Source organism: Accumulibacter sp. (genome assembly GCF_036625195.1).
GTDB lineage: Bacteria > Pseudomonadota > Gammaproteobacteria > Burkholderiales > Rhodocyclaceae > Accumulibacter.
The window spans coordinates 3,663,832-3,679,356 of sequence record NZ_JAZKUG010000001.1 but is presented as its reverse complement, the minus strand read 5'-3'; the positions used below and the strand labels follow the sequence as shown (position 1 = coordinate 3,679,356).

Annotated in this window: 5 protein-coding genes; all 5 read right to left on the bottom strand. The window is 67.0% G+C overall.

What is annotated here, in order from left to right; genetic code table 11:
- Nucleotides 1-127: 127 nt before the first annotated feature.
- The 5 genes from V5B60_RS16120 to V5B60_RS16100 all read right to left on the bottom strand — a co-directional run bounded on the left by V5B60_RS16120 (nucleotide 128) and on the right by V5B60_RS16100 (nucleotide 15,462).
- Nucleotides 128-1,945 (bottom strand): ABC transporter transmembrane domain-containing protein, encoded by a 1,818-nt coding sequence (locus V5B60_RS16120; RefSeq protein ID WP_434735382.1) that lies wholly within the window; start codon nucleotides 1,943-1,945, stop codon nucleotides 128-130.
- Nucleotides 1,942-2,337 carry an MAPEG family protein gene (locus V5B60_RS16115; protein WP_332348156.1) on the bottom strand — a complete coding sequence of 132 codons (396 nt, stop codon included), beginning with the start codon at nucleotides 2,335-2,337 and terminating at the stop codon, nucleotides 1,942-1,944. Before V5B60_RS16115 ends, V5B60_RS16120 begins: the two co-directional genes overlap by 4 nt.
- Nucleotides 2,338-2,537: 200 nt before the next feature.
- Nucleotides 2,538-3,197 carry a hypothetical protein gene (locus V5B60_RS16110; protein ID WP_332348155.1) on the bottom strand — a complete coding sequence of 220 codons (660 nt, stop codon included), beginning with the start codon at nucleotides 3,195-3,197 and terminating at the stop codon, nucleotides 2,538-2,540.
- Nucleotides 3,198-3,250: 53 nt separating this feature from the next.
- Nucleotides 3,251-12,508 carry a cadherin-like domain-containing protein gene (locus V5B60_RS16105; protein WP_332348153.1) on the bottom strand — a complete coding sequence of 3,086 codons (9,258 nt, stop codon included), beginning with the start codon at nucleotides 12,506-12,508 and terminating at the stop codon, nucleotides 3,251-3,253.
- Nucleotides 12,509-12,669: 161 nt separating this feature from the next.
- Complete coding sequence (locus tag V5B60_RS16100; protein ID WP_332348151.1) at nucleotides 12,670-15,462, bottom strand: hypothetical protein; 2,793 nt, start codon at nucleotides 15,460-15,462, stop codon at nucleotides 12,670-12,672.
- Between the last annotated feature and the right edge of the window lie 63 nt (nucleotides 15,463-15,525).

Here is a 15,525-nt window from a genome sequence, read left to right as displayed (position 1 = left end):
CGCCTTCCTGAAGGCAGCATGAAGTTGCCTGCTGCTTGCTGACGGGATGAACCGATCGTGTGCCAGCGCCCTGCCGGGCGACCCGCGCAAAGAAACGCGGCAGCGCCCCAGCAAGCTGGCTGCCAGCTCACGCAGCAAACTGCAACGCCGCCAGTCCGGCGTACAGACCTCCCTTCGCCACCAGCGCGGCATGCGTTCCGTCCTCGACGACGCGGCCGTGATCGAGGACGATGATGCGGTCGGCGCGCTGCACCGTCGCCAGGCGGTGGGCGATGACGATCGTCGTCCGGCCGGTCATCGCGACCTCGAGGGCCGCCTGGACGACGCGCTCGCTGGCCGCGTCGAGGCTGCTGGTCGCCTCGTCGAGCAACAGCAGCGGCGCGTTCTTCAGTATCGCCCGGGCGATGGCGATACGCTGCCGCTGCCCCCCGGAGAGGCGCAGGCCGCGTTCGCCGACGAAGGTGTCGTAGCCTGCGGGCAGGCGGTGAACGAAGTCGTCGACAAACGCGGCGCCAGCCGCGGCGCGAATCTCGTCGGGCGAAGCGCCCGGTCTGCCGTAGGCGATGTTGTCGGCAATGCTGCCGGAGAAGATCACGGGCTCCTGCGGCACGACCGCGATCCGCCCGCGCAGCTCGGCGAGCGGCAGTTGCCGCAGGTCGGCCCCGTCGACCAGGATGGCGCCGGCAGCGACATCGTAGAAGCGCTGCAGCAGCTGGAACACGGTGGTCTTGCCGGCGCCCGAGGGCCCGACCAGCGCTACCGTCTGCCCCGCCGCAATACTGAGATCGAGCCCGAGCAGGACGCCTGCCGTCGGTCTTGACGGATAGACGAAGTGCACCTGGCTGAAGCAGAGCTGCAGGCCGCCTGCCGCCGGCGGCAGGCTGAGCGGACGCGCCGGCTCGACGATTGGCGAGCGCACCGCAAGCAGTTCCATCAGCCGCTCGGTGGCGCCCGCAGCCCGCAGCAGATCGCCCCAGACCTCGGCGAGGACGGCAACGCTGCCGGCGACGAGCATCACGTAGAGCGCCGTCTGGCTCAGCTCGCCAGCGCTGATCTCACCGGCCAGAACGGCCCGCACGCCGCCGTACATGCCGTACAGCAACGAGGCGAAGACGCCGATGATGACGAAGGCGGTCAGTGCCGAGCGCGTGCCGGTGCGTCGCATCGAGGCAGTGAAGGCCTCTTCGTTGGCGCGACCGAAGCGCTCGGCCTCGGCCGCCTCGCGGCCGTAGCTCTGGACCACCGCGACCGCATTGAGCACCTCGCCGGCGATGCCACCGGTGTCGGCCAGTCGATCCTGGCTGGCGCGCGACAACTTGCGGACGCGCCGCGCGATCAGCACCGCCGGCAAGACGACGAGGACGATGATGCCGGCGACCGACAGCATCAGCCGCGGCGCGGTCGCCAGCAGCATCGCCAGGCCGCCGAGCAGCAGCACGAGGTTGCGCAGCCCCATGCTGACGCTCGAGCCGAGCGCATGGTGGATGACCGTCGTATCGGTGCTGAGACGCGAGAGAACCTCGCCGGTCTTCAGCGTCTCGAAGAACTGCGGACTCTGCCGCAGCACGTGCGCGTAGACCGCTTGCCGCAGGTCGGTGGTGACACGCTCGCCGATCCAGCTCACCATGTAGTAGCGAGCGGCCGTGGCCAGACCGAGCAGCAACGAGAGCGCGAAGAGGAACAGGAAGTGCTGCCGAATCGCTGCCAGCCGCTCGTCCGAAGCCCCTGCAACGGGCTGCATCAGCCCCCCGTCGACAAGCAGCTTGACGGCGTGGGGAAGCATCAGCATGGCGCCGGCAGCCAGCAGCAGGAACGACAGGGCAAGCGCCAACCGCCCGGGGTAGCGGCCAACGTAGGGCAACAGGGCGCGTAGTGGCCGCAGCCGACGGGTCGCCGCCGGCGACCCGTCGGCTGCGGCTGGCGCCTCGGGAGCGGCCCGGCTCAGCCGAGCATTCCCAGCACGACGCCAACGGCGGCGCCGATGCCCAGCGCGCCGAAGCAGAGCATCGAGAGCAGGAAGCCGGCGCCACGCGTCCGCGGATCACGCGCGTAGGCGATCGCATACCACACCCGCGCCAGCAGCCAGACGCCCCCGAGCAACGTCGCCCAGAGACTCGAGACGCTGCTGGCGAACACCCACAGCACCGGCAGGAAGGCGACACTGTTCTCGACGGTGTTGGCCTGGATGCGGTGGGCGATCTCGAATTGCGGGTGGCCGCTGGTCGCCGGCGCCTGGATGCCGAAGCGGATGCGGCAACGACCGACGTATGCGGCGCAGGCGAAGAGCAGGAAGGAGGTCGCGAGAGTGACGAGGGCTGGACCTGGATAGACGTTCATGGCATCACTTCATGAAAGGGGCGAGTTGCCACAGACACCGAAAGAGCCGGGAAATTCAGCTTGCCGCGCGCTCGCCCGCCGGCCGGCCAGGCAGAGCGCCAGGCACCGCGCGCCATGGTTCACGCTTCCGTGCCGCAGCGCGCCCGCGGCCCATGGCCTGAGCGGACCGCCGGGGCGGCGGTCGCCCGCGGGTCAGCGCGTCAGCCTGCGCCCGAGCGGCCCCGGCGGCAACCGATGGCCGCCGCCAGCAACAGCAGAACCGGGAAGGCCGGTTCGGGAACCTGCCCCGCCTCCTGCCGGCCGATCAGCTCGAGCGACAGGTCCGGCGCAGCCTGCACCCACGGAGCGCCCTCGACGCCGCGGAACAGGCTGAGCTGATCGCCACCGCTGCCCTCCAGCCAGTACCAGGAATCACTGGCGGAATCGAGGAAGACCGAGACGTAGCCTGCACCCGCGCCGAGCGCCTCCGGAGCGGAAAGGCTCATCTCGTAGCGAAAGATCGCATTGCCAGTGTCGTCAGAAGCTCCGGCGTCCGTCTTCACGACCGAACCGGCGACGGTCCGGATCGCTGGTGCCGTCACGTCGCTCAGATCGCTGAACAGGCGGACGACGAACAGGCTCTCGTCGGCGTCGGTCCCCCACCAGCGCAGACCGGTCAAGGTCGCTGCTCCGGACAGGGAGTAGCGTTCCGCGTTCTGGAAACCAAACAGCTGGCCGATGGAGTAGGCGCCGTCGAGGGCCGTCCCGCCGTCGACCTTCGCCTGCGAAAAAATCTCGGCCGCCTGAGGGGCTCCGCCGAGAACGGCGGTCAGCGCCACCCCGACGAGTGTCTTTTGCAGATGGGAGTGGAGCAACTTCATGGAACTTCCTTCCTGTCGGGTAATGGTTGAGAAAAGCATGGCTGTGCCCTTCCTCAAGTGATGAGGCTACCGCCGGCGGATGAGCCGACGCCCACCAGCTGGATCAGTTCGAACTCGACGGCATCGACGAGGAACTCACTTCCGTGCAGCTTGCCGCCGCTGCTGAAGGGCGCCGACGCGAAGTCCCCGGCCCCATCCACGTAGGCCCCATCGACGAAGTTCGCTCCGTCATAGGCGCCGCTGGTGAGCACCAGCGAGCGGAAGCCGGCCGCCGAACTGAGGGTGACTTCCTGCGTCCCGGCCGCGTTGGCGCCGTCGAACAGCACCTCGCCGACGAGATTCCCAAGGCTGTCGAATGCCTGCAGCCGCCCTGCCTCGACCGCACCCGCCAAGCCGTCGTCGTTGAGGTTCAGGTTCGACAGGTCGAGCGTCGCCCGGGAGGCGTCGCGGTCGAGCAACAGCCGCAGACCTTCGCTGCCGTCGATCTCCTGCCGGATGACACTGGTCGGCGCGGTCTGGCCGCTTACCCCGAGGTCGCCGAGGTAAACGTCCGTTCCCGACAGGGTCACCGGGCTGCCATTCTGCAGCTTGACTGCCGACCAGGTCTCGCCCGCGTCGTCCCAGTCGGCCTTGTGCGCGATCGTGACCTGCGGCGCACTCCACGCCGTCACCCAGGCGTCGGGGGCCGCGCTCGTCAAACGGGCGACGGCGTTGCCAAGGTGCAGCACCGGGTTCACCTGCACCGCCAGTTGCCCGGCGGACGCATGCACTCCGTCCTCGTCCGCGACGTCGACCGTGATCGCATAGCTGCCGGGGTTGGCGTAGGTGTGCGTCACATCCCCCTGCGTCGGATAGCTGCTGTCGCTGCCGTCACCCCAGTGAACCACGTAGCTGCTCGCGGTATCGACTCCTGGATCGCTCACCGCGCCCAGGTTGAGGGTGTACGCCGTATCCTCGGCAACCGTCGCCGCACCGCTGAGGGCGATCACCGGCGCGACGTTGCTTACCGTGAGCTGGAAGCCGTCGCTGACGGTTTCTCCCGGTTCGTCGGTGATCGTGATGCTGACGCTGTGGCTGGCATCACCGTCGGCGTACCGATGGTCGAGAGTCAGGCTCGCGAGGAACGTGTTGCCGGTCACCGGCACACTTCCGTCGCCGTAGTCGATGCTGTAGTTCCAGCCAAGCGCGCCGTCGTCCTGCCCGTCAGTGAAAACGATTGTCCGGTTGAAGGTATCGCCTTCATTCACGGAATCGTCTGGGCCGGCGTCCAGGGCCAAGGTCGGGGTCGCCGGGGCGACGTCAATGGTGACGATTGCCGTGCCGAAGCCGCCGAAGCCGTCGCCGACCGTGTAGCTGAAGCTGGTCTGGCCGGTGAAGCCCGCGTCGGGCGTGAAGCTGAAGCTGCCATCGGCCAGCGCAACGAGCGTGCCCTGCAGACCGGTCACGTTGACGCCGACGACGCTGAGCGGATCGCCGTCGGCATCGGTATCGCCATCGAGCACCCCCGGTGCGGCGATGTTGAGCGTCTCGCCGGGCCGCATCGAGTACGACTCGTCGTCGGCCACCGGGTCGGTGTTGATGACGTCGATCGTCACCGTGCCGCCAGCGAAGCCACCGAAGCCGTCGCCGACCGTGTAGCTGAAGCTGGTCTGGCCGCTGAAGCCCGCGTTGGGCGTGAAGCTGAAGCTGCCATCGGCCAGCGCAACGAGCGTGCCCTGCAGACCGGTCACGTTGACGCCGACGACGCTGAGCGGATCGCCGTCGGCATCGGTATCGCCATCGAGCACCCCCGGTGCGGCGATGTTGAGCGTCTCGCCGGGCCGCATCGAGTACGACTCGTCGTCCGCCACCGGGGCCGTGTTGATGACATCGATCGTCACCGTGCCGGTATCGGTACCGCCAAAGCCGTCACCCACCGTGTAGCTGAAGCTCGTCTGCCCGCTGAAGCCCGCGTTCGGCGTGAAACTGAAGCTGCCGTCGAGCTGCGGCGCAAGGCTGCCCTGCAGACCGGTGACGTTGACGCTGAGGAGGCTGAGCGGGTCGCCGTCGGCGTCGGTATCGCCATCGAGCACGCCCGGTGCGGCGATGGTGAGCGTCTCGCCGGGTCGCATCGAGTACGACTCGTCGTCCGCCACCGGGGCCGTGTTGATGACGTCGATCGTCACCGTGCCGGTATCGGTACCGCCGAAGCCGTCACCCACGGTGTAGCTGAAGCTCGTCTGCCCGCTGAAGCCCGCGTTCGGCGTGAAACTGAAGCTGCCGTCGAGCTGCGGCGCAAGGCTGCCCTGCAGACCGGTGACGTTGACGCTGAGGAGGCTGAGCGGGTCGCCGTCGGCGTCGGTATCGCCATCGAGCACGCCCGGTGCGGCGATGGTGAGCGTCTCGCCGGGTCGCATCGAGTACGACTCGTCGTCCGCCACCGGGGCCGTGTTGATGACGTCGATCGTCACCGTGCCGGTATCGGTACCGCCGAAGCCGTCACCCACGGTGTAGCTGAAGCTCGTCTGCCCGCTGAAGCCCGCGTTCGGCGTGAAACTGAAGCTGCCGTCGAGCTGCGGCGCAAGGCTGCCCTGCAGACCGGTGACGTTGACGCTGAGGAGGCTGAGCGGGTCGCCGTCGGCGTCGGTATCGCCATCGAGTACGCCCGGTGCGGCGATGTTGAGCGTCTCGCCGGGTCGCATCGAGTACGACTCGTCGTCCGCCACCGGGGCCGTGTTGATGACGTCGATCGTCACCGTGCCGGTATCGGTACCGCCAAAGCCGTCACCCACCGTGTAGCTGAAGCTCGTCTGTCCGCTGAAGCCCGCGTTCGGCGTGAAACTGAAGCTGCCGTCGAGCTGCGGCGCAAGGCTGCCCTGCAGACCGGTGACGTTGACGCTGAGGAGGCTGAGCGGGTCGCCGTCGGCGTCGGTATCGCCATCCAGGACGCCAGGCGCGGCGATGTTGAGCGTCTCGCCGGGCCGCATCGAGTACGACTCGTCGTCCGCCACCGGGGCCGTGTTGATGACGTCGATCGTCACCGTGCCGGTATCGGTACCGCCAAAGCCGTCACCCACCGTGTAGCTGAAGCTCGTCTGTCCGCTGAAGCCCGCGTTCGGCGTGAAACTGAAGCTGCCGTCGAGCTGCGGCGCAAGGCTGCCCTGCAGACCGGTGACGTTGACGCTGAGGAGGCTGAGCGGGTCGCCGTCGGCGTCGGTATCGCCATCCAGGACGCCAGGCGCGGCGATGTTGAGCGTCTCGCCGGGCCGCATCGAGTACGACTCGTCGTCCGCCACCGGGGCAGTGTTGCCGCCACCAGTCGCATTGACGGTGACGGCCTTGTTGGCGACACCGATGAAGGTGCCGTCCTCGTCCACCACGCCCACGCTGATGGGGTAGTTGCCGGGGTCGGCGTAGGTGTGGGTGACATCGCCGCCAGCCGCGTAGGTGTCGTCGGTGCCGTCGCCCCAATGCACCACGTAGCTGGTCACCGTATCGCTGCCCGGGTCGGTGATGCTGCCCAGGTTGAGGGTGTAGACCGTGTCCTCGACCACGTTGGCCGCGCCCGAAAGGGCGATCGTCGGCGCCACGTTGTTCACCGTGACGGCCTTGCTGCCGGCGTTGATGTGGGTGCCGTCCTCGTCCACCAGGTCCACCGTGATGGTCGGGCTGGACAGGCCGTCAGCGTACACGTGCGTCACGTCGCCTGCTGCACCATAGGTGTCAGACGTGCCGTCACCCCAGTGAACCACGTAGCTGGTCACCGAGTCGACTCCCGGATCGCTCACCGCGCCCAGCGTCAGGGTGTAGGTCGCCCCTTCGTCGACGCTGGCGCCACCGCCCAGGGCGATCGTCGGCGCCACGTTGTTCACCGTGACGGCCTTGCTGCCGGCGTTGATGTAGGTGCCGTCCTCGTCCACCAGGTCCACCGTGATGGTCGGGCTGGACAGGCCGTCAGCGTACACATGCGTGACGTCGCCTGCGGCACCATAGGTGTCAGACGTGCCGTCACCCCAGTGAACCACGTAGCTGGTCACCGAGTCGACTCCCGGGTCGCTCACCGCGCCCAGCGTCAGGGTGTAGGTCGCCCCTTCGTCGACGCTGGCGCCACCGCCCAGGGCGATCGTCGGCGCCACGTTGTTCACCGTGACCAGGAAGCTGTCGCTGGCGGTTTCGCCCACCTCGTCGGTCAGCGTGACGGTGACGGTATGGCTGTCACTGCCATCGGCATACACGTGACTCAGATCCAGGCTCTTGGTCAAGGTAGTGCCGGTGACCGGGGCGCTGCCATCGCCGTAGTCGATGCCGTAGCTCCAGCCCGCCGCGCCGTCGTCGCTGCCGTCGCCGAAGGCGATGCTGCGGGTGAAGGTGTCGCCTTCAGACAGGGTGGCGTCGGCGCCTGCATTGATGCTCAGGGTTGCCGAAGCCGCGTCCACCGTGACCGACGTGCCGCCGGCTGCAGTATGAGTGCCGTCCTCGTCCACCACGTCCACGCTGATGGGGTAGTTGCCGGGGTCGGCGTAGGTGTGGGTGACATCGCCGCCAGCCGCGTAGGTGTCGTCGGTGCCGTCGCCCCAATGCACCACGTAGCTGGTCACCGTATCGCTGCCCGGGTCGGTGATGCTGCCCAGGTTGAGGGTGTAGACCGTGTCCTCGACCACGTTGGCCGCGCCCGAAAGGGCGATCGTCGGCGCCACGTTGTTCACCGTGACGGCCTTGCTGCCGGCGTTGATGTGGGTGCCGTCCTCGTCCACCAGGTCCACCGTGATGGTCGGGCTGGACAGGCCGTCGGCGTACACGTGCGTCACGTCGCCTGCTGCACCATAGGTGTCAGACGTGCCGTCACCCCAGTGAACCACGTAGCTGGTCACCGAGTCGACTCCCGGATCGCTCACCGCGCCCAGCGTCAGGGTGTAGGTCGCCCCTTCGTCGACGCTGGCGCCACCGCCCAGGGCGATCGTCGGCGCCACGTTGTTCACCGTGACGGCCTTGCTGCCGGCGTTGATGTAGGTGCCGTCCTCGTCCACCAGGTCCACCGTGATGGTCGGGCTGGACAGGCCGTCAGCGTACACGTGCGTCACGTCGCCTGCTGCACCATAGGTGTCAGACGTGCCGTCACCCCAGTGAACCACGTAGCTGGTCACCGAGTCGACTCCCGGGTCGCTCACCGCGCCCAGCGTCAGGGTGTAGGTCGCCCCTTCGTCGACGCTGGCGCCACCGCCCAGGGCGATCGTCGGCGCCACGTTGTTCACCGTGACGGCCTTGCTGCCGGCGTTGATGTAGGTGCCGTCCTCGTCCACCAGGTCCACCGTGATGGTCGGGCTGGACAGGCCGTCGGCGTACACGTGCGTCACGTCGCCTGCTGCACCATAGGTGTCAGACGTGCCGTCACCCCAGTGAACCACGTAGCTGGTCACCGAGTCGACTCCCGGGTCGCTCACCGCGCCCAGCGTCAGGGTGTAGGTCGCCCCTTCGTCGACGCTGGCGCCACCGCCCAGGGCGATCGTCGGCGCCACGTTGTTCACCGTGACGGCCTTGCTGCCGGCGTTGATGTGGGTGCCGTCCTCGTCCACCAGGTCCACCGTGATGGTCGGGCTGGACAGGCCGTCGGCGTACACGTGCGTCACGTCGCCTGCGGCACCATAGGTGTCAGACGTGCCGTCACCCCAGTGAACCACGTAGCTGGTCACCGAGTCGCTGCCCGGGTCGCTCACCGCGCCCAGCGTCAGGGTGTAGGTCGCCCCTTCGTCGACGCTGGCGCCACCGCCCAAGGCGATCGTCGGCGCCACGTTGTTCACCGTGACGGCCTTGCTGCCGGCGTTGATGTGGGTGCCGTCCTCGTCCACCAGGTCCACCGTGATGGTCGGGCTGGACAGGCCGTCAGCGTACACGTGCGTCACGTCGCCTGCGGCACCATAGGTGTCAGACGTGCCGTCACCCCAGTGAACCACGTAGCTGGTCACCGAGTCGACTCCCGGATCGCTCACCGCGCCCAGCGTCAGGGTGTAGGTCGCCCCTTCGTCGACGCTGGCGCCACCGCCCAGGGCGATCGTCGGCGCCACGTTGTTCACCGTGACGGCCTTGCTGCCGGCGTTGATGTAGGTGCCGTCCTCGTCCACCAGGTCCACCGTGATGGTCGGGCTGGACAGGCCGTCAGCGTACACATGCGTGACGTCGCCTGCGGCACCATAGGTGTCAGACGTGCCGTCACCCCAGTGAACCACGTAGCTGGTCACCGAGTCGACTCCCGGGTCGCTCACCGCGCCCAGCGTCAGGGTGTAGGTCGCCCCTTCGTCGACGCTGGCGCCACCGCCCAGGGCGATCGTCGGCGCCACGTTGTTCACCGTGACGGCCTTGCTGCCGGCGTTGTGCGGACCGTCTTCGTCCAGCACCTGCATGACGATGGTGCGCGGAGTTCCGCTGGCCGCGCCGTCGGCGTAGGTGTGGCTGACGTTGCCGCCCGCCGCCAACAGGTTCGCGTAGTTGGTGGGCGTGAAGTCCGTGGCCGGACTGCCGTCGCCCCAGTCGATGCGATAGAGCGTCGGGGTGTCGACACCGGGATCGACGGCTGCGCCGACGTTCAGAACATACGCAGTACCCTCGCTGACTGAATCAGCGCCACTCAGTGGCACGCCGGGTGCGACGTTGGTGACCGTAATCGACTTGCCGGCAACGTTGGCATGCGTGCCATCCTCGTCCACCAGGTCCACGGTGATCGTGCGGCTCGTCCCGCTGACGTCGCCGTCGTTGTACACATGGTGTACTTCGCGGCTCGGGAGCAGATCGCTCGGCAGGAAGCTCTGGGTGTTGCCGTCGCCCCAGTGCACGACGTAGCTGGAGACGCTGTCGTTGCCCGGGTCGACCACGCTGCCAAGAACGAGGGTGTATACAGCGCCCTCCGGCGTGCTGCCGTTGCCCCCCAGCGACAAGCTGGGCGCCACGTTGTTGACCGTGACGTCGAAGCTGTCCGCATCCGACTGGAAGCCATCGTCATCGACGGTCACGGTGACGGTGTAGGGCGTGGTCCGATTGTCGGCGAACACATGCTGGATGTTGAAGCTGGTCTGGCCGGTGCTGATGCGGAAGTTCTCGGCGCCCGAACCGTCGCCCCAGTCGACCGTCACATTTCGGCCAGCCGGGTCCTGGTCGGCCGGATCGGTGAAGCTGATGATGCGGCTGAACAGCGTGCCCTCGTCGATGCTTGCATCGGCGCCGGCATCGACGACGATGACTTCGGCCGGCGGCGCCACGGTGATGGACTTGGTGCCGGCGTCGGCGTGGGTGCCGTCCTCGTCGACCAGCGCGATGCGGATGGTCGGCGTGCCCGCCGTCGCGTAGGTGTGGGTGACCTGCCCATTCGCCGGCAGAGATCCCGCCGCGATGATCTGAACTGCAGTGCTGTCGCCCCAGTCGATGCGGTACTCAGTGACCGTGTCGGTGCCGGGATCATACACTGGCCCCCAGTCACTCGGCCCGCTCAGGTCCAGCGTATAGACCTGGCCCTGCTCGACCGTGCTATTGCCGGACAGGTAGGGCAGCGTCGGCGCCACGTTGTTGACCGTGACGTCGAAGCTGTCGGTCTCGATGCTGTTGGCTTGGCCCTGTTGATCGTTGGCGGTGACGGTCACCGTATAGGTACCATCATCGGGCGGGGTCAGCCCGAGGGCTGGGTTGCCCGCACCCGTGGTGAAACTGTAGCCACCAGTCTGGCCGCCGCTACCAACCCAGCTGACCGTCACCAGATGGACGTCGGAAGGATCGGGATCGCCAATGGTGATGGTGTGCGTGAAGTAGGCGCCCTCGTTGGCCGTCTGACCCGCGCCGGCTTCCAGCGCCGGTCCATCGTTGACGTTATTGATGGTGATATTGGTGAACACCGATGTCGTGGCAAAGACGTTGCCATCACTGCCGTTCCAGCGGAACTGGTCTGCTCCGTAGAAGTTCAGGTTGCCCTGGTAGGTCAGCTTGTCGGCAGCCAGGTCGGCCACGGAAATGACCTGGCCGGGCGTCACGGCGACTCCGTCGAGCTTGAGGATGCCGGAAGCCGGCAGGGTGACGATCTTGATCGCCGCCAGGGTCTGCCCCTCGGCGTCGAAGAAGCCGGAGGCGAAGAGGTCATCGCTGAGGATGATCGGGGCGTCTTCCGGCCCCACCACCGACACATCCTGCACCTGCGGCGCCTGGTTGTTGTAGCGCTGCAGGAAGACGTCGTAGGTGGCGTTGCCGTAGTTGTAACCGCCCCAGGTCAGGATGAAGCCGCCATCGGGCGTGCCGACCAGGTCGGAGTCATTGCTGTACTCGTTGTTCGCGGTCGGGTTGACCAGTTGCTCGCTGTCGACCTTGCGGCCCGCGGCATCGTATTGCTGGAACAGGATTTCATCACCGTTGGTCCAGCTGACGGCGAAGCCGCCGTTCGCCAGCGCGGCCACCGCCGGGAGGGACTGGTTGCCGGATACGGAGTAGTTGACGCGGAATTCTCCACCCACCGCATTCCCTGCCGAGTCGTAACGTTGGCCATAGACGCCCCAGCCGTCCGTATCCTGGTAGCTGTCGGAACTCCAGACCACCACGTAGCCGCCATCGTTCAGAGCCGCCACGTCCGGCTGGCGCTGGCCGTTGGCGGTGTAGGTGTTGGCGCGGAACTCGGTACCGTCCTTGCTGCCGTCGGCGTTGAAGCGCTGGCCGTAGACGCCGTAGCTGCTGCCATCCTCAGCATAGGACTGCCAGACCACCACGAAACGGCCATCCGCCAGCGTGGTGATCGACGGAGCGCTCTGTTCATAACCCTCATACCCGGCGCTGGTGTTGACACTGAACACGTCGCCATCCTTCGCGCCCGCGTTATCGAATCGCTGACCCCAGATCTGGTAGGGCGAATTGCTGCTCTGGTCATACACCCCGTACCACACCGCGACGAAACCGCCATTCTGCAACGCAGCAAGAGTGGGCTGCGACTGGTCGTAATTGGCGTAGATCGCCGCCGGGTTGTTGATGACGAACTCGGCGCTGGTGGCCGCGCCGGTGTTGTCGAAGGTGCGGCCGACCACGTCGTAGCCCGTCGAACCAATCTGGTTGTACCCGGCCCAGGCGACGGTGAAGCCGCCGCCCTGCAGCGCCACCACCGTCGGCTGCCACTGTGTGCTGGCGAAGGTGGTGTTGACCTGGAACTCGGGCGCCAGCGGGTTGTCGTTGCTGTCGTAGACGCGGGCGAATACGCCCTGGGCGTTGCCGTCCTGACCGCTGTTGTCGGTCCACACCACCACGTAGTTGTCGTTGCCGAGATAGGCAATCGACGGGTTATCCTGCGTGGATCCGATCGTGCTGTTGACCACCTTCTCGGCGCCGTAGAGCGAGGCACCGTCCGGCTGCGCCGTGATGTTGATGGTGATCGCTTTCGGCGCGGTGACGCCACCGTCGCCGTCGGACAGGCTCAGCGAGATGGTGCGGCTGGGCTCGGGGTTGGGCAGCGGGTTGGCATAGGTCAGGTTCTCGATCAGCGCCTCGGCCGCATCGGGGTGGCATGGGCGTTGAACACGACGGTCAGCGGCTTGCCGTTGACCCCGTCGGAGATGATGGTGCCGATGACCACGGCGCCCGTACCGTCGTTGTAGGTGACGCTGTTGCCCGAGACGCCGATCTGGCCGACGCCGGTGCCCTCATTGCGGATGCCCAGTTGATCCTGCGCGTTGATGCCGGGGATGTCGAACTGGTTCGGGTTGCCGTAGGGCGTGACATAGCTGACGTCCAAGCGGCCGCCGTCGAAATTGGCGGAATCCGGGTCCACCAGACCGACGCCCGCGTCGATGAGTTGCGGCGTGTCGTTGACCAGGTTTTCCATGTACGTGACGCTGGACACCAGATCGACGATCTGCGGCGGGGCCTGGCGTGGGAAATCGGCGGGATTGCCGACGAGGCGCTGGAAGATGCCGCTGTCGCTGGCATCGTAGTATCCCCACCAACTCACCGCGAAACTGCCGTTCGACAGGGCGACGACGGCCGGGCTCTGGTCGCTGGTGGTGCCCGGACCGTTGAGCCGCAACTCGCCGTCGACCCGGTTGCCCAGGGCATCGTACTGCTGGGCCAGGATGCGGTCACCACTGCTGTTGTCGTACCAAGTCACGACGAAGCCGCCGTTGGCCAGGGTGGCGACCTCCGGTGCGTTCTGCCAGTTGTAATAGGTGTCGTTGACGCGGAACTCGTTCGAGGCCGGCGAACCATCGCTGTTGAACAGGCGCGCATAGACGCCGTCGACGTGGCTGTCCTGGCCGCGTGAGGTCCAGACCGCAACGAAACCGCCGGCGGTGGCCGCGATGCTGGGGTCGTACTGATAGTCGTTGGTGTAGGTGTTGAGCTGGAATTCGCTGCCCAGCTTGGCGCCGGTGCTGGAGTTGAAGCGCTGCGCGTAGACGCCGGAATTGGAGCCGTCCTGCTGTTCGCCGCGCCACGCCACCAGGATGTCGCCGCTGGCGAGCTGGATGATCGCGGGTTCCGACTGGTAGGTGTTTTCGTAGTTGAGACTGGTGTTGGCGCGCGTCTCGCTGCCGACTGCCTGGCCGGCAGCGTTGTAGCGCTGGAAGAAGACGTCATAGTACTGGCCGTCCCGCTCACCATCGGAATACCAGGCGACGGCGAAACCGCCATCGGCCAGGGCGGTGATCGCCGGCTGGAACTGGTTGCCGCTGCTGCTGGCATTGACCACGAACTCGCCGCCCACCTTCAGGCCGTTGGCGTCGAAACGCTGCCCGACGACGGCGTCACCCGAGGCATCGCGGTACTGGCCGCGGAAGACGGCGACGAAGCCGCCGTCGTTCAGGCCGGCCACCGCTACCTCGGTCTGGTTGTACGGCGTGTAGTCGCTGACGCGGAACTCATTGCCCACCCGCGTGCCGTCGGCCGCGAAACGCTGGCCGAAGATGCCGTAATCCCAGCCGTCCTGGCCGTTGGATTGCCAGAGCGTGACGTAGCCGCCGTCGGCCAGCTTGGCCATCGCCGGCGCGCTCTGCGTGCTGGTGGTGTAGGTGTTGACCTGTTCGGCGCTGAACAGCGGGATCGCGCCGTCGGCTTCCGCCGTGACGTTGATCTGCACCGTGCGCGGCGCCGACGTCGTGCCGTCGCCATCGCTGACGGTGATGCTCACCAACCGACCGGGCACCGGATCGCTGGAACTGTTGCGATAGCTGAGGTTCTCGATGACCGCTTCCACCGCCGCGGCGCTGGCCTGCGCGTTGAATTCGATGACCAGATCGACTCCGTTCTGGCCATTGAAGCCGGGCACGATGGCGCCTATGGCGATGCCGCCGTAGCTGACGACACCCGTGCCGGCGTCGAATCCCACCTGGCCCGCACCGCCACCCTGACTGCGCACGCTGAAGTGGTCCTGCAGCGGCAGGTTCTGGGCAAGATCGGAGCCGAGGCTGTTGTAGCCGGAAATCACCGACACGGTCAGGCGACCACCGGCGAAGTTGGCAGAGTCGCTGTCGCTGACACTGACCGCCGGGTCGATGAGTACGCCCGCAGCCTGATTGGCGGCATTCTCCAGCACGGTGATGCTGCTGCTGAGGTCGCTGATGACCGGAGCGGCAGACTTGCTCAACGATCCGGCCGGACCGAAGAGGTTCTGGTAAATGCCGTAGGACGGGTCACCATCCTGGTTGTACGACTGCCAGGCCGCCACCCAGCGGCCACCGCTGAGACCGGCGACGTCCGGGCGGTACTGCGTGCTGCTGGTGTAGCTGTTCAGCATCAACGGCCCGTCGACCTTGTTGCCGGCCGCATCGAACTGCTGCGCCATCGCCTCATGATCGCTGATGCCCGGATAGTCGCTCCAGCTGATCACGTAGCCGCCGTTGTCGAGGGCGGCGATGCGGGCGTAGGTGTCGCCATTGGGTGCGCTGGGGCCGTCGTTGACCAGCACTTCGCCGCCGATCTTGACCCCGGCAGCGGTGTAGCGTTGCGCCATGATCGACCAGCCGCCGAGGCCGGCGTTGTTGCTCACCCAAGTGACCACGAATTCACCGTTGCTCAGCACCGCCACGTCGGGGTTGGACTGGTTGTCGATGGTGTAGGTGTTGATCTGGAATTCGCCGCCGCGCGCAGTGCCGTTGGCGTTCATCAACCGCGCCTGCACACTCAAGCTGCTGCCATCCGGGCCTGCCGAATTCCACACCACCACGTAGCCACCATCATTGAGCCCGGCCAGCTGCGGGAAATACTGGCTGCCGGCAACGTAGGTGTTGACCGTGACCGGTCCGCTCTGGGCAACGCCGCCGGCGTCGTAGTGCTGCACGCGCACGCCAAAGCTGTCGCCGTCGGCGTTCTGGTAGTCGCTGTAAGCGATGACGAAAGCGCC

What these genes read in the sequence shown, in the direction of transcription:
- V5B60_RS16115 (WP_332348156.1), bottom strand. Translation starts at nt 2,337, where the DNA reads ATGAACGTCTATCCAGGTCCAGCCCTCGTCACTCTCGCGACCTCCTTC.
- V5B60_RS16110 (WP_332348155.1), bottom strand. Translation starts at nt 3,197, where the DNA reads ATGAAGTTGCTCCACTCCCATCTGCAAAAGACACTCGTCGGGGTGGCG.